This is a genomic window from Gordonia sp. CPCC 206044, assembly GCF_048537895.1.
Lineage (GTDB): Bacteria > Actinomycetota > Actinomycetes > Mycobacteriales > Mycobacteriaceae > Gordonia.
The window spans coordinates 95,466-116,266 of record NZ_JBCLVL010000001.1; the positions used below are offsets into that span (position 1 = coordinate 95,466).

General features: G+C 67.0%; 18 protein-coding genes. 7 read left to right on the forward strand and 11 right to left on the reverse strand.

Annotated features, from left to right (window positions below; translation table 11 throughout):
- Positions 1-72 precede the first annotated feature (72 nt).
- On the forward strand, positions 73-1,338 hold the full coding sequence (locus tag AAFP35_RS00505) for a ClC family H(+)/Cl(-) exchange transporter (protein ID WP_419219553.1): 1,266 nt from the start codon (positions 73-75) through the stop codon (positions 1,336-1,338).
- Positions 1,339-1,363: 25 nt separating this feature from the next.
- On the opposite strand, the gene AAFP35_RS00510 is transcribed toward AAFP35_RS00505, so the two are convergent.
- The 3 genes from AAFP35_RS00510 to AAFP35_RS00520 form a co-directional block, all read right to left on the reverse strand.
- Entirely contained in the window at positions 1,364-1,894 is a 531-nt protein-coding gene (locus AAFP35_RS00510) for a DUF1697 domain-containing protein (RefSeq protein ID WP_419219554.1), read from the reverse strand.
- Positions 1,895-2,211: 317 nt separating this feature from the next.
- Complete coding sequence (locus AAFP35_RS00515) at positions 2,212-3,474, reverse strand: DUF4185 domain-containing protein (RefSeq protein ID WP_419219555.1); 1,263 nt, start codon at positions 3,472-3,474, stop codon at positions 2,212-2,214.
- Between the two features lie 147 nt (positions 3,475-3,621).
- Positions 3,622-4,749 (reverse strand): citrate synthase, encoded by a 1,128-nt coding sequence (locus AAFP35_RS00520; RefSeq protein ID WP_419219556.1) that lies wholly within the window; start codon positions 4,747-4,749, stop codon positions 3,622-3,624.
- A 111-nt stretch (positions 4,750-4,860) separates the two neighbouring features.
- Between AAFP35_RS00520 and AAFP35_RS00525 the strand changes: the two genes are divergently transcribed.
- Positions 4,861-6,078 (forward strand): citrate synthase, encoded by a 1,218-nt coding sequence (locus AAFP35_RS00525; protein ID WP_419219557.1) that lies wholly within the window; start codon positions 4,861-4,863, stop codon positions 6,076-6,078.
- 6 nt (positions 6,079-6,084) lie between these two features.
- On the opposite strand, the gene AAFP35_RS00530 is transcribed toward AAFP35_RS00525, so the two are convergent.
- Complete coding sequence (locus tag AAFP35_RS00530) at positions 6,085-6,852, reverse strand: methyltransferase domain-containing protein (protein WP_419219558.1); 768 nt, start codon at positions 6,850-6,852, stop codon at positions 6,085-6,087.
- Positions 6,853-6,950: 98 nt separating this feature from the next.
- Between AAFP35_RS00530 and rnhA the strand changes: the two genes are divergently transcribed.
- From rnhA to AAFP35_RS00545, 3 genes are all read left to right on the forward strand, one after another.
- Entirely contained in the window at positions 6,951-7,454 is a 504-nt protein-coding gene (gene rnhA / locus AAFP35_RS00535; protein ID WP_419219559.1) for a ribonuclease HI, read from the forward strand.
- Positions 7,451-8,365, forward strand: a complete 915-nt coding sequence (locus AAFP35_RS00540; RefSeq protein ID WP_419219560.1) for a D-isomer specific 2-hydroxyacid dehydrogenase family protein — start codon at positions 7,451-7,453, stop codon at positions 8,363-8,365. Before rnhA ends, AAFP35_RS00540 begins: the two co-directional genes overlap by 4 nt.
- A 218-nt stretch (positions 8,366-8,583) precedes the next feature.
- On the forward strand, positions 8,584-9,375 hold the full coding sequence (locus tag AAFP35_RS00545; protein WP_419219561.1) for an SDR family oxidoreductase: 792 nt from the start codon (positions 8,584-8,586) through the stop codon (positions 9,373-9,375).
- Positions 9,376-9,472: 97 nt separating this feature from the next.
- On the opposite strand, the gene AAFP35_RS00550 is transcribed toward AAFP35_RS00545, so the two are convergent.
- Entirely contained in the window at positions 9,473-10,042 is a 570-nt protein-coding gene (locus tag AAFP35_RS00550; protein ID WP_419219562.1) for a YdeI/OmpD-associated family protein, read from the reverse strand.
- A 46-nt stretch (positions 10,043-10,088) separates the two neighbouring features.
- Here AAFP35_RS00550 and AAFP35_RS00555 point away from each other — a divergent pair, with 46 nt between their 5' ends.
- Both AAFP35_RS00555 and AAFP35_RS00560 read left to right on the forward strand, forming a co-directional pair.
- The gene (locus AAFP35_RS00555; protein WP_419219563.1) at positions 10,089-10,769 is read left to right on the forward strand and encodes a hypothetical protein; all 681 of its coding nucleotides are present in this window, start codon (positions 10,089-10,091) and stop codon (positions 10,767-10,769) included.
- 124 nt (positions 10,770-10,893) lie between these two features.
- On the forward strand, positions 10,894-11,517 hold the full coding sequence (locus AAFP35_RS00560; protein ID WP_419219564.1) for a hypothetical protein: 624 nt from the start codon (positions 10,894-10,896) through the stop codon (positions 11,515-11,517).
- Positions 11,518-11,553: 36 nt separating this feature from the next.
- Here the strand turns inward: AAFP35_RS00560 and AAFP35_RS00565 are convergent, their stop codons facing one another.
- The 6 genes from AAFP35_RS00565 to AAFP35_RS00590 form a co-directional block, all read right to left on the reverse strand.
- The gene (locus tag AAFP35_RS00565; protein ID WP_419219565.1) at positions 11,554-13,488 is read right to left on the reverse strand and encodes an ABC transporter ATP-binding protein; all 1,935 of its coding nucleotides are present in this window, start codon (positions 13,486-13,488) and stop codon (positions 11,554-11,556) included.
- Complete coding sequence (locus tag AAFP35_RS00570) at positions 13,485-15,218, reverse strand: ABC transporter ATP-binding protein (RefSeq protein WP_419219566.1); 1,734 nt, start codon at positions 15,216-15,218, stop codon at positions 13,485-13,487. The genes AAFP35_RS00565 and AAFP35_RS00570 overlap by 4 nt, the downstream gene beginning before the upstream one ends.
- 106 nt (positions 15,219-15,324) lie before the next feature.
- A complete protein-coding gene (locus AAFP35_RS00575) occupies positions 15,325-16,134 on the reverse strand; it encodes a family 1 encapsulin nanocompartment shell protein (RefSeq protein ID WP_419219567.1) in 810 nt (269 codons plus the stop codon).
- Positions 16,135-16,169: 35 nt separating this feature from the next.
- Positions 16,170-17,192, reverse strand: a complete 1,023-nt coding sequence (locus AAFP35_RS00580; protein WP_419219568.1) for a Dyp-type peroxidase — start codon at positions 17,190-17,192, stop codon at positions 16,170-16,172.
- A 385-nt stretch (positions 17,193-17,577) separates the two neighbouring features.
- Positions 17,578-19,239 (reverse strand): FAD-binding dehydrogenase, encoded by a 1,662-nt coding sequence (locus tag AAFP35_RS00585; protein WP_419219569.1) that lies wholly within the window; start codon positions 19,237-19,239, stop codon positions 17,578-17,580.
- A gap of 76 nt (positions 19,240-19,315) precedes the next feature.
- Positions 19,316-20,800 (reverse strand): amidase, encoded by a 1,485-nt coding sequence (locus tag AAFP35_RS00590; RefSeq protein ID WP_419219570.1) that lies wholly within the window; start codon positions 20,798-20,800, stop codon positions 19,316-19,318.
- Position 20,801 lies beyond the last annotated feature (1 nt).

Here is a 20,801-nt window from a genome sequence, read left to right on the forward strand (position 1 = left end):
ATGGGGATGCCGGCGTCGATGACGATCTGCTCACCGGGCGCACCTTGTGGATCATGCTCCTGCTCGCCCGGGGTGGCCGGTGCTGCCGCAGGTTTCGTCGGCGGTGGCTTCCGGTGGTTGCTGGAGCACATCGATGCCTGGCGGACCGACGTGGTCGACTGGTCGCACCTGCACGCGCCATGGGGATGGTTCATCCCGGTCGGGATGGCCGCCGCCGCTGCTGCGCTGGCCGCGGCGATCGCGCGGTGGCAGCCGTTGTCGGCAGGCAGCGGAATCCAACACGTCGAAGCAGTCGACCGAGGCGAGGCCGACCCGCCGCCGCTGTCTGTCGTCCCGGCACGGTTCGTCGGCGGCCTGTTGTCGGTCGGGGTGGCAGGCATGGTCCTCGGTCGTGAAGGACCCACGGTTCACATGGCCGCGGCGATCGGTGCGGCCGCCGGGCGCTGGGCGCGGCTCGCGCGAGACGAGGTCCGCCTGCTGCAGACGATCCTGTCCGGAACAGGGCTCGCCGTGGCCTTCAACGCACCGATCAGTGCGGTGTTCTTCATCTTCGAAGAGGTGACGAAGAAATTCCGACTGCGCGAGGCGGTCCTGACGATGGTGGCGGTGGCCATCGGCGTGGGGGTGAGTCGACTCGTGATCGGTGACCGCCCGGACTTCCTCCGCATCGGCGTCGTCACATCCCCACCCCTGTCCACGGTCCCGATCTTCGTCGTCTTCAGTCTGGTCATCGGCATTCTCGGAACCGTCTACAACCGGTTGATCCTGGCCAGTCTCGACATCGTCGACAAGATCCGGATCCCGATGGTCGTCAAGGCGGCGATCATCGGCGCGGTGGTCGGCATGCTGCTGTTGGGCAACGACCACCTCGCCGGCGGTGGAGACACGCTCGCCCAACTCATCCTCGCCGGCGGGCACATCGCATTTCCGGCCGCCGTCGTCTACGTGGCCGTGCGATTCCTGGCAGGACCGCTGTCCTATGCGGCCGGCACTCCCGGCGGTATCTTCGCGCCGATCCTCGGACTCGGGGCGCTGATGGGTCTGCTCGGCGGTCGGATCGTCGACGTGGTCGTTCCGGGGCTGCCGGGAGATCTCACCGTGGCGATGGCGATCGTCGGGATGTCCACGTTGTTCGCGTCGATCGTGCGTGCCCCGTTCACCGGTCTCGTGCTCGTCATCGAGATGACCGCCGTCACGTCGGTCACGATTCCGATGTTGATCTCGGGAGCGATGGCGGTGGTGATCGCCTCGCTGTTGCGATCCCCACCCATCTACGACGCGCTGCGGGTGCGCATGCTGCGCCGCGGCGGTGTGTCCGCCGATGCGCCACCACCGTGATGAACGGTCTTGGGCTGCAAGGGGTTCAGTCGCCGGCCAGGTCGATCAGCTTGCTGATCGTGGTGAGATTGCGCCCGGTGCCCTGCACCCCCAGGCCGCGGGCGATCGCGGTCGCCGAGAGTTTCGAGCGGCCCGCGCCATCCGGGTAACGGATGTGCAGGTCGCGACCGATGACCTGCAGTTGTTCACCGCCCCCGAAATCGCGCTCCACGAACGCCGTGACCCGATCCGCGGCGGGTCGGCCGGTCAGGCAGTAGACGTAGGAGAACTTTGGTTCGGCGACGGTGAACGGATGCGCCTCGAGGGCGGTGGCCAGGTCGTCGCGCGAGCGACTGATCACCTCACGTTCGTATCCGAAGCGTGCGGTGATGGCCGCCTCCAGGGCGCGGTCGAAATCCTCGGCGGCACCTGGTGGTTCGCACAGCAGATTGCCCGACGCGATGTAGGTGGACACTTCCGTTGCCCCGAGTTCGGTGGCCAGCGAGCGCAGATCGGCCATCGGCAACTTCGCGCCGCCCACGTTGATCGCGCGGATGAGTACGACACGCCGTGCCATCGGCCCCCCCGGAGGTCTCGTCGTCGGATCGGTGGACTCAGATGATAACCGGCCGGGGCGGCGGATCAGGTTCTGGTGGTCCGGGATTGGGCCCCGGATCGGGGATGGGTTCGGGTTCGGGGACCGGTATCGGCGGCTCGGGCGGCGGTTCCGGGATCGGTTCGGGCGCCGGCGTGGGCTCCGGAGGTGGGGGCGGTGGGGGGACTGGTTGGCCCATGTTTACTCCCTCGCTGGGTGCCGCGGGCCCAGTACGCAGGATGTCCGTGTCAGCCCGCTGATCCCGACGTTACGCCGCCGGATCGGCCCCGGCCACGTCCTCAGCGCAGCTTGGTGAGGTCGGTCCGGATCAGCATGACGTTGTAGTCGTCCCACCGCGACGCCACGAAGTACAGGTCGCTGCCGTTCGACCACGGATGGATGTACGGCGCGTAGAGCCCCTGCGTCTGGGCGGCGGACACGATCATCTTCTCCGGACTCCAGGGACCGACCGGCGTCGGCGAGGTGCGCAGCATGATGCTGCCCGAGTGCTCGGTGAGCATCACGTAGCGGCGCAGGTGAGCGTTGTAGGCCACCGACATCTCGCTCACCGGTCGACGCACGATCGGCACCGCGTCGACCGGGCGCGGCGACCACGCGCCACCTCCGCGGTAGTACTGATACCGATTCAGGTCGAGGAGGTCGCCGGGGCGGACCCGGGCGACGAACGCAGCGCCGTGCCTGCCGTTGGGCGTGCCGTACTGGTAGACCCAACCGCCCGCCCGGAGGAACGCGCCCATCTGGAATCGTCCGTGCCCCTGCTCGAGCTGGCTGACACCGGGCACCGAGACATCGAGGTTGGCGCGGATGGTGTTGTTGTCGGTGGTCCAGGTCTGACCGTTGTCACGGGACACGGCGATCGCCGAGTAGTTCGTGTCCCACTGCCCGGGTGCACCCCACCTGTGGATCGACATGTAGCTCAGGTATTGCACGCCGTTGATCGCGATACCGCCGGTGGGGATTCGGCCGACCTCGATGTTGCGGACCCCGACCGCGTTGAACATCGACTGCGCGAAGGTCGGGTGCTGTGGGGTCACCGACGCACCCGAGCGAATGGAGCCGGGCACCGCGTTCGGGAACGTGATCCCCTTGGCGAGGTCGCGATTCCCGTTGCTGCGCAGCATCGTGTTGTGGCGCCACACCATCTGGCCGGCGCACCGGCCCCAGGTGTCGCCGAAGGCCATCAGCACCTGTCCGGAACCGTTGTCCCAGGGCAGTCCGACGTCGGTGGACGTGATCGAGAATCGATCGTCGGTGTGGTTGATGCTGCGTGGCCCGGTCACCCAGGCCACCGCGGTGCTGGCGCCACGCAACTTGGGCAACGGTCCCTGCGGCTTCTTGCCGCCCGCGCGGTAGCTGCCGAAGTCAATGCTGCCCATCCCCAACCGGCTCGAGCCTGCGCTCCCGGTGCTGCCCACATCGCCGCCGTGAAAGCCCGTCGCGCTGCACACCGAAGCTTGTGCGGGCGAACTCGCCACCGCGGTCGCCGTGACGGCGAGCGCGACCGTCACGGCCCCGACCACGAGCCTGCGCCACCCGACCATGAACAACCCCCTGGCGGACCAACGACGGCGTGCGCGGCTGCGGACGTGGCGTCGCGGCTGCCCGTCGTGGTCCGGGCCGACCGGCAGGCGTGATCGCCACCGCCCGGTGACGCTACCCGGTCGAGACGTCGCGCTCAGGAGTTCCGATCAACGGGTGGGCGCCGGGCCGACATATCGGGCACGGGGTCGGATGATCTTGCGCGAGTGTGCCTGCTCGGCGATGTTGGCACACCATCCGACCACGCGACTGACCGCGAACGTCGGCGTGAACATCGACCGCGGGATTCCGCAGGCATCCATGACCACGCCGGCGTAGAACTCGACATTGGCGTAGCGCGGTTGGTCGGGGTGCGCTTCGCGTAGCACGTCGGTCACCTGTTGTTCCACCTCGACGGCCTGTTCGACGACCGGTCCGCCGAGGTCGACGGCGATCTCCCGGAGAAGCTCCGAACGTGGATCACGCGTGCGGTAGACGGCGTGGCCGAAACCCATGATGCGCCGGTGTGCGGCCAACTGTTCGCGTGCCCAGGCGACCGCATCGCCGTGACGTGCGATCTCGTCCAGGGAATCCAGGGCTCGGTCCGGGGCGCCGCCGTGCAGGGGTCCCGAGAACGCGCCGAGCGCTCCGCACACCGCGGCATAGACGTCGGCGCCGGTGGAGGCGATCACCCGCGCGGTGAATGTCGATGCGTTGAACCCGTGGTCGACGGTGGCGATCAGATACTGTTCGACGGCCCGCGCATGGCGGGGATCCGGACGATGACCGGTCAGCTGGTAGAGCCAGTTCGCTGCCACCGACAACTCGGGGTCGGGCGCGACGGGTTCGTCACCCGACCGGATGCGGTGCAGCGCAGCGAGAATCGTCGGCGTCAACGCGGCAACCCGCAACGTGTCGTGACGGATGGTCGCCTCATCGCTGTCCCAGAGCGGGATCGCGCCACTCGCCGGTCCGGCCGCCGACAACACCGTGCGTAGCCCGGCGAGGGCGTCGCGGTCGTCGCCGAGGAGCGAAACGGTGCGGAGCACGCCGCCGAGCTCGTCCGGAAGGCGATTCAAACCGGCTGTGGTGGAGTGGAATTCAGACAACTCCGAGGCGTCGGGAAGGCTCCCGTCGATGAACAGGTGCCAAACCTGCTCAAAGGTGTTGTGGCGGGCCAGGTCGACCGCCGAGTACTGACGGTAGTGGTAGAACCCCTCGTCGCCGCGCACGTCCCCGATCTCGGTGTCGGCGACGATCACGTTCGACAGTCCTTCCGATGCGATCAAGCCCTCCATCGTGACATCCCTTCGATCCGGTGATGAACAGAGCGACAGTGTTTTTCCGTACCTTCGTCGACAACGATGCGCGGTGTTGAGGAATTTGGTCAATGTTGATTTCATCAATATGTGGACCGCACTCACACGCGCCGATTTCCCACCCCGATCCGTCACGACGGACGTGACTACCTGACGACCGCTCAGGTTGCCCGGCTGCTCGGCGTCAAGGTCGCCACCGTGTACGCCTACGTGAGTCGGGGCCGCATGACGAGTATTCGCATCGATGGCATCGACGGAAGCGTGTTCGCGGTGGCCGAGGTCCAGGCGCTGTTGTCGGGCGGGCCCCGCCGGGCCCCCGCCGGTGTCGTCGAACGCATCCGCACACAGGTGACGTTGCTCGACGACGACCGGCTCTTCTATCGCGGACGTGACGTGTCCGAGTTGGCCCGCTCAGAGAGCTTCGAGACGATCGCCGAACTGTTGTGGGACAGTGAGATCGGCTGGCCGACGACGCCTGCGGATCGGTCGATGATCAGGTCGGTCCGCTCGGCGGGCGGGGTGGGAGCCCGTGGGCTGGACACGATCCGGCTCACCGTCGATGCGCTCGGTGCGCGGGATCGGCTGCGGCACCAGATCGAGGCGGCGGCGGTTGTCGATAAGGCTGCCGAGGTGATCTCGGCCTGCGTCGACGTGTTGGGCGCAGAACGGTCGGGAACGTTGGCGCACCGACTGTGGCCGTGCATCACCGACGAACCGCCCAGCACTCGAAAGACGTTGCTGCTCAACGCTGCACTCATTCTGTTGGCCGATCACGACCTGGCCGCCGGTACCGTGGCGGCACGGGTGGCGGCCAGCGCTCGCGGCAGTATCTACGCCGTCCTCGGGGCGGGGCTCGGCGCTTTCGACGGCCCCGTGCACGGTGGCGCGACAACCCTCGCCTACCGCTTCCTGCATTCCGCGCTCGACGATCCGGACGGTGCCGTCGACACCCAGCTCTACCTCGGCAACCCCATCCCGGGGACGGGGCATGTGGTGTATCGGAGGGCCGATCCGCGCGCGCAGACGCTGCTGGAGATGCTGTCACGCACTCCGGGTGGGGACCGTCGGGTGCTACCTGCCGTGGATCGGATAGCGCGGCATCTGCCCGACGGCTCGTTCGTCAACTCGGATCTGGCGCTCGCCGCCATGGCCCTTCGATTCCGTATGCGACCGGACGCTGCCGAGACCGTGTTCGCCCTGGCCCGGATGGTGGGCTGGACCGCGCATGCGCTCGAGGAGTACGGCGAACGACGGCTGCGGTTTCGACCCGAAGGGCTGTACACGGGCGTTCGTCCCGGCGCTCATTGAGGTCCGTCAGCGGCGAGTGGCCACCGCGAACGTGCGCCGGAACGGCAGCACCGTGCCAGAGGGGCCCGGGGGATACGCCTCGTGCAGGCGCGCCTTCAGCTCGGTGACGAACCGATCGCGCAACTCGCCGTCGAGCGCCTGTAGGTAGGGGCGGGCCACGGTGCCGGAGATCCAGTCGTACACCGGGTCGGCACCGTCGAGCACATGGAGATACGTCGTCGACCACGCATTGGTGTCGAAGTCGTGTGCGGTGAAGAACTCGAGGTACTGCTGTGCGTCGAGTGGCCCGACGCGCCGGACCTCCCCGAGCGGTTCTGCGAAAGGCGGCTCATCCGCGAGTTCCATCAGCGAGCGATGGGTCGGTGCGTCGGCATTGTCGGGCACCTGGAGGGCGAATGCGCCGACATCGGAGAGGTGACCGAGTAGGCGTTCGATCACGGCGAACTGGTCGGGGATCCACTGGAATACGGCATTGGAGAGGAACAGATCCACCGTCTGGTTGGGTGACCACGACGTGACGTCGGCGATGTCGTAGTTCGCCAGCGGATCGGTGTTGTCGCGGATCGCCTGGTCGACCATCTTGTCCGACGAGTCGATACCCAACACCTGTGTCTCAGGCCAGCGCGCGCGCAGATGACGAGTGAGATGGCCTGGACCGCAACCGAGGTCGACGATCATCGTCGGAGCGATGGGAATCTGGGCGATCAGGTCGAGGTATGGGCGCGCACGGTCGTCGGCGAATTGGAGGTAGCGGTCCGGGTCCCATATCGGCATGGCTACAGGGTAGTGCCCCGAGTCGTCCCGCAGGCGGGTTGAACACTGGCCGCGACGACCGGGTGGGTGCTCGGCGCAGGTGCAGTACCCTTCGTTGCGTGACCGACGCCCTGTTCGACGAAACCCCCACCGAAGGCGCAACCGGATCGTCCACGACCGACGTCGTGGAGATCTCCACCGACGGCGCCTGCCTGGGCAACCCTGGTCCCGGCGGTTGGGGAGCGGTGCTGCGCTACCGGGACCACGAAAAGCGGATCTCCGGTTCCGCACCGGATACGACGAACAACAAGATGGAGCTGACCGGCGCTATCGAGGGGCTCGCCGCACTGACGAAACCGTCGACGGTGATCCTGTACACCGATTCGAGCTACGTGCGTAACGGCATCATGAAATGGGTTGCCGGCTGGCAACGCAACGGCTGGAAGACGGCCGACAAGAAGCCGGTGAAGAACGCCGACCTGTGGCGCCGCCTCATCGAGGAGGAGAAGCGGCACTCGGTGACCTGGAAGTGGGTCAAGGGGCACGCCGGCGACCACTACAACGAGATCGCCGACGAGCTGGCCACGACGGCGGCCCGCGAGATCGCGGACGCGCGGCGATGACCTCGACGCTGCCGGTCGCCATCGAGCCCGACCACGACGAGCATCTCGTGGCCGCGGTGGAATCCGCGGGCGCTCAGGTGGTCGATCTCGACGAAGCGCGCGCCCTCGTCTGGATCGGGACGCCGTCCGAGTTCCCGGAATTGCCCGACCACGTCGAATGGGTCGCGCTCAAGACCGCAGGCATCGAGGATTTCGTCTCGGCGGGCGTCATCGACGATCGTCGGATCTGGACCAACGCATCTGGTTTCTATGCGGAGAACGTCGCCGAGCACGCACTCGCGCTGCTGCTGGCCGGACTGCGACAGATCAACACCGCGGTGTTGCGGCATTGGGACAAGGAGCCGATCGACACCTCCGTGCGATCGCTGCACGGGTCCACCGTCGCGATCATCGGGGCCGGTGGGATCGCCGCATCGCTCATCCCTCGACTGAATGCATCGGGCGCCCGGGTGATCGCCGTGAATCGATCGGGACGTGCCGTCGAGGGCGCGGCGCAGACTCTGCCGTCGACGCGGACGGGGGAGGTCTGGGCGCAGACCGATCACGTCGTGCTCGCGGCACCCGCGACCGCCGAGACCCGACACCTCGTCGACGCGGACATGCTGGCCGCACTGCCGTCGCACGCGTGGATCGTCAACGTGGCGCGGGGACCGCTCGTCGACCAGGACGCGCTGGTCACGGCGTTGCGTGACGGGCAGATCGCGGGAGCCGCGCTCGACGTCACCGACCCCGAACCGCCGGACCCCCACGATCCGCTGTGGTCGCTGCCGAATGTCATCATCACGCCCCACGTTGCGAACCCGTCGTCGGGGCTCACCCGCACGATGGCCCCGTTCCTCGGTGAGAACGTTCGACGATTCATCGCGGGGGAGACGTTGCTCTCGGTGATCGGGCCCGATCGGGACTACTGACCATTCGAAACCGTCGGGTGGCCCACAAACCGCCCGGAATCCGAGGTTGCCCGCAAGTGCGCCCTGGACAGGTGGCCGGGTGACGTTTCATGTCGACGGCTGTCTGCTGGTGGGCGGTTGTGCGGGCGGGTTGGTTCGCGGACTCGACCCCGGCATACGCCATCGCGCATTTCTAGAACATGTTCTTGTTTTGGTCGTCGGCGTGGCATCCTCGGTACGTGATCCTCGACAGATTCCGTATCGAAGACAAGGTCGCCATCGTGACCGGCGCAGGCCGTGGACTGGGGGCGGCCATCGCCGTCGCGTTCGCGGAGGCCGGTGCCGACGTGGTGATCTCCTCCCGCAGTGAGTCCGAACTCGACAAGGTTGCCGCCCAGGTGCGAGAGGCGGGAAGGCGCGCCCACGTGGTGGTGGCCGACCTGTCCGACCTCGACGCCGTCGCGGGACTCGCCCAGGCGGCGATCGACGAGTTCGGGCGCCTCGACATCGTCGTCAACAACGTCGGTGGTGCGATGCCGCGGCCGTTGCTCGACACCACACCGAAGCACCTGACCCAGGCATTCGACTTCAACGTCAGCAATGCGCATGCCCTGGTCGCAGCGGCGGTGCCGCACCTGCTCGCGAACTCCGACGGCGGCTCGATCATCAATGTGACATCTGCCGTGGGACGGCTGCCGGGTCGTGCCTACGCGGCGTACGGCACAGCCAAGGCGGCACTTGCGCACTACACCCGAATCGCCGCGATGGACCTCAACCCGCGGATTCGGGTCAACGGAATCGCGCCGGGCGCCATCCACACCTCGGCACTCGACATCGTCGCCGGCGACGAGGGGATGCGTTCGGAAGTGGAGACGTCCACACCGCTGCATCGTCTCGGTGATCCGGAGGACATCGCCGCCGCCGCGCTGTATCTGGCGTCGCCCGCGGGCGCATACGTGACCGGCAAGATCCTCGAGGTCGACGGCGGCATCATCTCACCGAACCTGGATCTGCCGATCCCGGATCTCTGATCGGGCCCGACGGCCCTGTGCGAGAACCTCGTTCACCGCGGCGCACGGCCATCGCCTGCATCGATGGCCGGGTGCTCCCGCCACAGCCCGTGGAGGATCAGGGGCGTTCGTTGCGGGCGGCATGCTCGACGATGGTCGCGATCCGCTTGGTCTTGGTCTCCGGCCTCTTGGCGAAAGCGATCTGACTGAGCGCGAACTTGCGGGCACTGGGTGGGAACGCATCCCAGTTCGTCCGGGCGGTCGGATTCGCATCGAGCGCGGCAGCGAGTTCCGCGGATTCCACCAGTGCTTCGGCGTCATCGAGCAGCGTCCACAGCCCGCGGGCCTTGGCATCGTCGATGACGGCCTGCCCTGCCGGTGTCATCCGCCCGGCCGCGATGAGGTCGGCCACCCGCGCTTTGTTCGTGGCGGCCCAGGCGCTGTTGCGACCGCGCCGGGTGAACCACATGCCGCGGCGGTCTTCGTCGATCTTGCGCGTGTGCCCGTCCACCCAGCCCCAGCACAACGCCTCTCGCACCACTTCGTCATAGTCCAACGGCGTATGTCCGGTTTCCTTGCGCCAGAAGACAAGCCAGATACCGCCGGACTTGTCGTGATTGTCCGTCAGCCACAGGTGCCACTGTTCGAGTGACTCGGGATGCAGGTACTCGGCGGAGGAGTCGGCCATGTGATCAGCCTAGGTCGTCGCGTCGCGCCGTCGGTACAGTTGAGGAGTGGGCGAGGTCCTGTCTTTCGTCGGCGACCACTGGTGGCTGATCTTTCCGATCGGCGGTGTCGTCGGTGGTTGGGCTGCGCGGGTGGCCGCGTACAACGAGAAGCGTCGTCGGGACAAGATCGAGCTGGCCCGGATCAAGGCGGACGCGAAGACCGAACATCTGCGGGTCACCCAGACGAGCCGATCTGCCATCGGGAAGGTGCTCGCGCGTCATGACGACGTCAATGCACGCTGGTTCGACTACGAACTCGACATCGCGACGCTCATCGAATATCCGATGATGACCGATCTGCGTGAGCCGCTGACACTCGCGTTCCATCGCGCCAAGGTGCACGCCGACGATCTGCGCCCGACGGAACCCGACGAACTCCTCGACCCGGCGGTGTTCGCCGAATACCGCGACGCCGTGGGTGAATACGCGACGTCTTTCGACGCCGCCGAGCGGGAGGCGCGCCGACGCAAGCAGGGTGACTTCTCGCCCGTCGAACGTGAACGCCTCGAACGCGCCCGGCGTCTGATCGCGATCGCCGTCGACGATGGCGCCACCCCCGCCGAGCGGCAGGCCGCCTACCGCCGGGCGCGGGCCGAGCTCGACGGTTTGATCGCGGTGCCGAAGGTTGCGGCGGGACAACTCGAGTCCCGTATCGCTGCGGCTCTGGAGCCGGGTCGGGACGGCTGAGCCCGAACGCAATTCACACACGCACGGGAAGCGCTGGGTGTTTCTGTCGGTTCCGCGTGTGTCGATGGTGGGCACCGATTACCGTTCGACGGTACGGGGGGTCACCGACCGATGAGGAACATCGATGCATCGCAGTGTCTTCGCCCGAATCGCCGTCATCGTCGCCGCTGTGGTGGCGGTGGCCTGTGCCGCCCCCGCCGCCACTGAGGCGTCACCCCTTCGCCCGGGTACCCACGAGGTCATCGGGATCGCGGAAGGCGTGCAACTCGCCGTCCAGGTGACCGGCAACGATCTCGCGTACACCGTCAGGGACGTGCCGCGGGTGCCACTTCCGTTTCCGCCTGGCGCGTCTCTGCCGGGCACATGCCAAATTGCGGCCATCGACGTGATCAAGGCGTTGCCGATCATCGGACCTGACCTCCTCGATCTGATACGCGGCGGCGAGAGCAACATCGACGTAGTCGAACTGCTGCAGCAACTGACCGAAGCCGATGCGATCGCCGCCGTGAACCTGACGGGTGTCGCCGATCGCCAGAACGTGGCTTCCAGTGAGTTCCAGGACCTCCCGAGGGGCGTCTACGCGGTACTCGCAGTGTGCAATGCCCTCGGTGCGATCGGCGGGAACACGCCGCCCTACGCCGTCACCGGGGCGATCGTGCTGGGCGGCGGATTCAGCTCGGGCTCATCCACCGATGAGGGATCGACGGGTTCGTCGTCCGGATCGGCATCCGGCTCGTCGGGGTCCTGACCGGGCGGCTTCCTGACCCGGTGGACAGCATCACCGTCAGCCTGCCTCGACCTCTTCTTCCACCGGCCCCACGAACTGGCTGTTGTAGAGCCGGCAGTAGGCACCCTGTGCGGCGAGCAGCTGATCGTGGTTGCCCTGCTCGACGATGTGTCCGTCTTCCATCACGACGATCACGTCGGCATCGCGCACCGTCGAGAGTCGGTGCGCGATCACGAAACTCGTGCGATCCGTGCGGAGGTTCGCCATCGCCTGCTGGATCAGCAGTTCGGTGCGGGTGTCGACGGAGCTCGTCGCCTCGTCGAGGATCAGGATCGTCGGCTTGGCCAGGAAGGCGCGGGCAATCGTGATGAGCTGTCGCTCACCGGCACTGACTCCGCCACCCTCGTCGTCGAGGACGGTGTCATAGCCGTTGGGCAACGCCCGCACGAAATGGTCGACGTGGCTGAGCTCGGCGGCCTCCATGACCTCCTTGCGGGATGCGGTCGGATCACCGTAGGCGATGTTCTCGTAGATCGTGCCACCGAACAGCCAGGAGTCCTGGAGCACCATGCCGGTCCGTTCCCGAAGGTCGTCGCGGGTCATCCGGCGTGAATCGACGCCGTCGACCCGGATGGTTCCGCTGTCGACGTCGTAGAACCGCATGATGAGGTTCACCAGGGTCGTCTTGCCGGCACCCGTCGGTCCCACGATGGCCACCATGTGACCGGGCTCGGCCACCAGGGACAGGTTCTCGATGAGCGGTTTGTCGGAGACGTAGCGGAACGACACGTCGTCGAACTCGATGAGTCCGTGATCGTCCGAAGGGCTCTCGGGGGTGGTCGGGTCCGGGATCTCTTCGTCGGCGTCGAGGATGTCGAAGATCCGCTCGGCCGACGCGACGCCGCTCTGCATCAGATTGAACATCGAACCGATCTGGGTGAGCGGCTGTGTGAACTGACGGGAATACTGGATGAACGCCTGCACCTCACCGAGACTCAACGCTCCCGACGCGACGCGCAGGCCGCCGACGACGGCAACCGCGACATAGTTCAGGTTCCCGAGGAACATGATGGTCGGCATGATGATGCCGGAGATGAACTGGGCTCGCCAACTGGATTGGTACAGCTTCTCGTTGCGGACGTCGAACTCGTCTTCGACCTCGCGTTGACGGCCGAACACCTTGACCAGTTCGTGTCCGGTGAAGGCCTCCTCGACCTGGGCGTTGAGCTTTCCGGTCGACGACCACTGGGCCATGAAGTGCGGCTTGGACTGTCGGGCGATGATGGCCGTTGCACCGAACGCCAACGGAACGGTGACGATCGCGATCACCGCGAGCAGCGGCGAGATCCAGATCATCATCGCCAGCAACGCGATCACGGTCAGCACCGAGTTCAGGAACTGAGAGATGGTCTGCTGCAGGCTCTGTGACAGATTGTCCAGGTCGTTGGTGACGCGGCTGAGCAGATCCCCGCGGGGGATCGTGTCGTAGTAGCGCAGCGGCAGGCGGTGGACCTTCTCCTCGACGTCGGCCCGTAGTCGGCGGATGGTGCCGACCACCACGATGTTCAGCAGGTACGCGCCCACCCAGGACAGCAACGCCGACCCGATGTAGAGCGCGAGGACGATCATCAGTACGCGCCCGACATCACCGAAGTCGATGCCGACCCCGGGCGTGACGTCCATCGACGACACCATGTCGGCGAACGTGTTCTGGCCCTGTTCACGCAGGCCGGCGACGGCCTCGTCCTTGCTGAGGCCACCCGGCAGCGTCCGACCGATGACACCATCGAAGATCAGGTCGGTGGCGTGACCGAGTATCCGCGGCGCGATCGCGGTGAGAATGACCGATGCGATCGTCGCGGTCAGGACGATCACGACGAATCCGCGGTAGGACAGCAGTAGTCGCAGCAGGCGCTTCACCGACGGGCCGAATGACCGGGCCTTCTGCCCCGGTGCACCCATCGCCCCGCCGGGGCCGCCCGGGCGCGTCATGCCTGCCCCTGGATGGAGAGCTGGGATTCGGCGATCTCGGTATAGGTCGGGCAGGTGCCGAGCAGCTCCTCATGGCGGCCCAGACCGACGATGCGTCCACGATCGAGGACGACGATCTGGTCGGCGTCGACGATCGTCGAGATACGTTGCGCCACGATGATCACGGCCGACGTGGCGATCTCCGGTCGGAGTGCGGCGCGTAGTCGGGCATCGGTGGCCAGGTCGAGAGCGGAGAACGCATCGTCGAACAGGTAGACCGACGGTCGTCGGATGAGAGCTCGTGCAATCGCGAGACGCTGACGTTGCCCGCCGGACACCGTGGTGCCTCCCTGGGCGATCGGCGTCTCGAGGCCCTCGGGCATGGCTCGGACGAAGTCCTCGGCCTGTGCGATGCGCAGCGCCTCCCAGATCTCCTCCTCGCTGGCGTCGGGTTTGCCGTGCCGGACGTTGGAGGCGATAGTCCCGGAGAACAGATAGGGGCGCTGCGGGACCAGCCCGATGACCGACCGCAGCATTTCGGGATCGAGTCGGCGGACGTCGGTGCCGCCGACCGAGACCGTTCCGTCGGTGGCGTCGATCAACCGTGGGACCAGTCCGAGAACAGTGGTCTTGCCCGAACCCGTAGACCCGACGATGGCAGTGGTCGTGCCCGGATCGACGCGGAAGGTGATGCCCTGCAGAACAGGGGTGTCGGCGCCGGGGTAGCGGAACTGTGCTGCCCGGAACTCGACGGTTGCCGGGTCGCCGGCGAAGCCCGCCGTCTCGTCCGGTGTCCGCACCGACGTCTCGGTGTCGAGGACGTCGCTGATCCGTTCGGCACACACGGCCGCGCGTGGGGCCATCATGGCCAGGAAGGACGCCATCATCACCGACATCATGATCTGCATGACGTAGGTGATCATCGCGGTCAGGGCGCCGATCTCGACGCTGCCGTCGGACACCATGTGCCCGCCCACCCAGATGATCCCGACGATCGTGACGTTCGTGATCCCCATGACCACCGGGAACATCAGGGCCATCATCCGGCCGACGCGCAGGCTCGCGTCTGCGAGGTCGTCGTTGGCCACCGAGAAGCGCTGGGTCTCATACCGTTCCCGGACGAATGCGCGTACCACGCGGATGCCGGTGATCTGCTCGCGGAGCACTCGGTTGACCTTGTCGAGGCGTTCCTGCATCGCGCGGAAACCCGGGATCATCTGCCGGATGATCAAGGCCATGGTGATCCCGAGTACCGGGACGGCCACGACCAGCACCCACGACAACCCGGGTGCCACCTGGACGCCCATGATGATGCCACCGACGCACATGATCGGGGCCATCACCAGGATCGCGGTGCTCATCACGATGAGCAGCTGAACCTGCTGGACGTCGTTGGTGGTGCGGGTGATGAGCGACGGCGCACCGAAGGTGCCGATCTCGCGTGCCGAGAAGGTGTTCACCCGGTGCAGCAGATCGTGGCGGATGTCCCGGCCGGCGCCCAGCGCGGCGCGCGCGCCGAAGTACTGGCCGATCACGGTGCAGATCACCTGGACGAATGCCACGGCGAGCATCCATCCGCCGATACGCAGGATGTAGTCGGTGTCGCCGAGCGCGACACCCTTGTCGATGATGTCGGCGTTCAGCGTCGGCAGGTAGAGCATGGCGCCGGTCGCGATCAGCTGGAGAACGACGACGGCGACGAGGAGACTGCGATATCCCGCCAGATAGGTGCGGATGAGCTGGGTCAGCATGACGTGATCACTCAGACGACGCTAGCAACTGACACCGACGGAGTGCGACGGGTTATGCGAACGGTGTTCGCCGACGAGATTCGTCGTCGGCGAACACCACGGCAGATCACCCGGCGAAGGTGAACGGCACCACGGCTTCCGGTGTGTAGGTCAGGTAGGTGAACGACTCCTGGAAGTACAACGTCACCGTCTCGGAGTCATGCGAGTCGTAGCCGATCGAGACGTCCTGACCGATGCTGAGCTCGAAGTCCCCGCCGCGCGTGCTGAGCAGGAACGCGCCGTCGATGGCGGGCGCCCAGACGATCTCGCCGCCGTCGGCGAGCAGACGCTGGACGTGATCGCGGATCGGTACACCGTGGTTCGACGTCTCGTTGATCAGCTGGTAGACGTCCTTGGAGACAGCCAGCGAGTAGGGGCCGTCGACGGAGGCCAGTCTGAGCGCGGTGGTGGCCTTGGTGACCGCCTCCGGCCAGTCCCGGACATCCTGCGGCAGGGCGATCGGGGTGGCCGACGAGATGCTGCGGATACCGGTGATACCCCCGGCCGCGTAGCCCTCGAACACGGCCCGGTCCTCGGCACGGGCCAGTTCCGCTGCGGCATCGAGCACCGGGTCCCAGTCGGAGTCCTGCGAGCCGCGCGCGACGTCGTCGATGGCCTCTCGACTGAGAGTGAACGGCACCTTCAGCTCGACCAGCGGCTGCGCGAGACGCTGGTGGGCGACGATCCCGTCGGCCGGGGCGTCGATCTTCGACCGGTGTCCCAGCGTCACCGACGCGGTGTCGACGCCGAGCGGACCGTTCACATCGACGAGGCGACGGGCGGCGCTGTTGCGTTTGAACGCGCGCGACGCCTCCTCCTCGATCTCTCCCCATGCGGCATCCGAGATCGGGGCGAGTTCGCGATGCAGGTTGTTCATTGCTGCCTCCTGGTGTGGGTCGGGCGCGGACATGGTCAGCGCAGGGATCCGATGCCCAGAGAGCCGTCGGATGAGAGGGTGCGGAGCTCGTCGTCGGACATGTCGGCTTCTGGGGACTCCGCGTCGGGCGGCGCGTCCGGCAGGTCCTCGAGGAAGTCGACGGTGGGGGTGAAGAACTGCGCGCCGGTCACCGCGGTGGTGAAGTCCAACAACCGGTCGTAGTTGCCCGGCGGGTCGCCGATGAACATCTTGCGCAGCATTTCCTCGGTGACGTCGGGGCCGGCCGAGTAGGCGATGTAGAACGTGCCGCACTCCTCGGAACCCGACGCCGACCCATAGGGCATGTTGTCGCGGACGACGTCGATCTCCTCGCCGTTCTCGTCCTCGACGACGTTCAGGGCAATGTGCGAGTTGGTCGGCTTGACGTCGTCGTCCATCTCCACGTTGTCCAGCTTGGTACGCCCGATGGCATCTTCTTGCTCGGGCACCGACAGCGCATTCCAGGCCGCCAGGTCGGTCACATATCGCTGGATGGCCACATAGCTGCCGCCGGTGAAATCAGGGTCCTCGTCGCCGACGGTGATCGCATCGGTCGCCTCCTGCCCGACGGGATTCTCGGTGCCGTCGACGAAACCGATCAGATCGCGCAGGTCGAAGTAGCGGAAGCCGTGCACTTCGTCGACGACGGTGACCGAGTCGCCGAGAGCCGTGGTGATCAGGCGTCCGACCTCGAAACAGAGATCCATCTGATCGGCCTTGATGTGCAGTAGCAGATCGCCGGGGGTCGCCGGGGCGGTGTGCACGTCGCCCTCGTAGGTCACGAAGGGCCGCAGCGAGCGTGGACGTGGTCCGTCGAACAGACGGTCCCACGCCTGCGAGCCGATCGACGTGATGGCGGCGAGCGCGGCCTCCGGAGCGCGCGACGAGACGGCCCGGGTCAGTGAGGGGATGTCGGACAGCACGTCTCGGACGGTGTCCTCGCCGCCCTCGTCGATGGTGAGGACAAGGAACACAGCCGTCTTCGTCTTGCGCGTGAGGATCGTCTGAGGAACCGGCACCACGCCACTCTATCGGACCGTCGAGGACCCCAGTCGCATCCTCGGCGAGACTTCAGACACCAGAACGCACTTCGGCCCGGGGGTCGAGTCGTCAGGCCGCGCGTTGATGTCGGTCGAGGCTTGGCCTCGATACGGCTCCTCGGCTGGCGCCTCGGTGCCTACTCGGCCGGCGGGAGGACTATTCGGCCGGCGGGGGACTGCTTTGCTGGCGGGGGACTGCTCGGTTGGTGGGGGTCTGATTGGCCGGCGGGGGACTGCTTGGTTGGTGGGGGACTGCTTGGCCGCCGGGAGGACTGCTCGGTTGGTGGGGGTCTACTTGGCTGGCGGGGGACTGCTCGGGCGGGTCTTGGCTGCTCGGCTGGCGGGGCTGCTCGGTCGGGTGGTGCTAGGCGCGCGAGACGGCCAGACCGGCTGCGCGGCCGGAGAAGATGCAGCCACCGAGGAACGTGCCCTCCAGTGCGTTGTAGCCGTGCACCCCACCGCCGCCGAAGCCTGCGACCTCGCCTGCGGCGAACAGCCCGTCGAACGCCGTGCCGTCGGGCCGCATGACCTGCGAATCGAGATTGGTCTCCAAGCCGCCCAAGGTCTTTCGGGTGAGAATGTTGAGTCGGACGGCGATCAGCGGGCCGTGTGCGGGATCGAGCAGCCGATGCGGTTTGGCCACCCGCACGATCTTGTCGCCCAGGTATTGACGGGCGTTGGTGATCGCCATGAGCTGTGCGTCCTTGGAGAACTTGTTGTCGATCTCGGCGTCGCGTGCGGAGATGATGCGTTCGATCTCCTGCAGATCGAGCTTCGGTCCGCGTGCGATCTCGTTCATCCCGGCCACGAGCTCGGGCAGGTTGTCGCGGACGACGAAGTCGATGCCGTGCTTGGTGAACGCATCGACCGGGCCGGGCGCCCCCTTGGCCAGGCGACTCTTGGCCGCGAACTTGAGGTCCTTGCTGGTGATGTCGGGATTCTGCTCGGATCCCGACAGGGCGAACTCCTTCTCGATGATGCTCTGGGTCAGGATGAACCACGAGTAGTCGTGGCCGGTCGACAAGATGGCCTTCATCGTGGAGTTGGTGTCGAACCCGGGGAAATTGGGTGGTGCCAAACGGTTTCCCGCGGCGTCGAGCCACAGCGACGACGGCCCGGGGATGATCCGGATGGCGTGGTCGGGCCAGATGGGATCCCAGTTGTGGATGCCTTCGGTGTAGTGCCACATGCGGTCTCGGTTGACGAGGCTCGCGCCCGCGGACTCGGCGATGTCCAGCATGCGGCCGTCGACGTACGCGGGAACACCCGAGATCATCGTCGTCGGAGCGGGGCCGAGCCGTTCGGTCGGCCAGTTCTTGCGGATGAGGTCGTGGTTGTGTCCGATACCGCCGGTGGTGACGATGACGGCTCCGCCTCGGATCTCGAAGTCGCCGACGACATCCCGTGACGACGCGACACCGCGTTCGAGATCGCTGGGTGCCAGGACAGCGCCGCGGACGCCCACCGCCGCATCACCTTCGATGACGAGTTCGTCGACACGGTGCCGGAACCGGAACTCGACGAGGCCGCGCTTCTCTGCCTCCAACACAGGCTCGGCGAATATCCGGACCACCTCGGGGCCGGTGCCCCAGGTGAGGTGGAAGCGGGGCACCGAGTTCCCGTGGCCGTCGGCGAAGCCGCCGCCACGCTCGGCCCATCCGACGACGGGGGTGATCCGCAAGCCGAGGTCGTGGAGGTACTGGCGCTTGGTGGTGGAGGCGAACTCCACGTACGCGCGCGCCCACTGGCGCGGCCAGAAGTCCTCGTCGTCACGATCGAAGCCTGCCGAGCCCATCCAGTCCTGCAGCGCCAGTTCGGCAGAGTCCTTGATGCCCAGACGGCGTTGCTCGGGGGTGTCGACGAGGAACAGGCCACCCAGCGACCAGAACGCCTGCCCGCCGAGGTTGTCGCGGTTCTCCTGGTCGACGACGATCACCTTGCGACCCGCGCGGGTGAGCTCATAGGTCGCGACCAGGCCGGCCAATCCCGATCCGACCACCACGGCGTCGGCTTGCTGCTCGGTCACACGCCCCTCCTCGTGTCGATTGATGTCGACCTTAGTCGTCGCGCGAGTCCAGACGAAGTGTCGATGGTCCTGCCGACTACACCGCGGTGTCGGCGTACCGGTGCACCCATGGCGCGGCCTGTTCGAGCTGGGCGGCGAGGGCGAGCAGATCGCCGTCGGTGCCGAGGCGCCCGACGAACTGGACACCGAGGGGCAGACCCGACTCGGTCCAGTGCAAGGGCACACTGATCGCCGGGCGGCCGGTGAGGTTCGCCAGCTGGGTGTAGGGCACCCACCCCAGACTCTCCTCGATGAGGTCGTCGAGGATTCCGGTGCGCGACAACAGGCTTCCCGCCCGGGCCTTGGAGATGACCCGGGAGGCCCGCTGCAGCAGGGGCGGGGTGTCGGTGGCGCCGATCCGCAAGGGTGGGGTCGCCAGTGTCGGGGTGAGGAAGTAGTCGTACGACCGGTGAAACCGTTCCAGGGACAGTACGTACTCGTTCACCTTGTTCAGCGCGGCGAAGGCTGCCACCACTCCGGTCGATCGCCCGATCTCGGCGAGGGCGAGGGTGTCCGCCTCGAAATCGCGGTCGGTGGCGCCGGTGAGCTTGCGTGCCTCGTCGACCTCCGTGGCCAGGACCGCGAACCAGATCGTGAGGAAGTCCCGAGACAGCGCGCCGTCGTCGTAGGGAGGCGAGACCTCTTCCACGTGGTGACCGAGCCCTTCGAGGATCGTCGCCGCGTGCTCGACGGCGGCGATGGCCTCCGGATCCGGCTTCGGGTTGATCGCCGACGACGCCGAGTAACCGATGCGCAGCGCGGTCGGCGCCGTGGTGATCCGGTCGGCGAACGACGTCGTCGGTGTCGGCGTCGGATACACCGAGCCGTCGGTGGGGCCGACGATCGCGTCGTAGAGCCCGGCGGCGTCGCGGACCGTCCGTGACACCACACCCTGAACGGCCATGCCGAACATCGACTCCCCGGTCGCCGGGCCGAAGGGCGAGAGTCCGCGGGTGGGTTTGAGTCCCACGAGCCCGTTGCAGGCAGCCGGGATGCGGATCGAACCGCCACCGTCGTTGGCCCCTGCGGCCGGCACGATCCCGGCCGCCACCGCCGCACCCGAGCCCCCGGACGAGCCGCCGGGCGTGTGGTCGGTGTTCCACGGGTTACGCGCCGCGCCCCACAACTCGGGTTCGGTGATGCCCTTGGCGCCGAACTCGGGTGTGTTGGTCTTGCCGAAGATGACCAGCCCGGCATCGAGGAAGCGGCCGACGATGTTCGAGTGCTCCGGCGCGACGTAACGCGCGAGCGATCGCGAACCGCAGGACGTCGGGAAGCCCCGGTACTCCTGCGCGAGGTCCTTGATGAGGAACGGGACACCTGCGAAGGGCCCGGACAGCTCACCGGAAGCGCGTGCGTCAGCAGTTTCGTCCATGCGGCGTACGACCGCGTTCAGCTGGGAGTTGACCGCGTCGGCCCGTGCTCTCGCCAGGGCGAGGAGCTCGGCGGGGGTGACCTCACCACCGGCGACGAGGCGGGCGAGGTCGGTGGCGTCGAGGCGGAGATACTCGCTGAGGTTCACG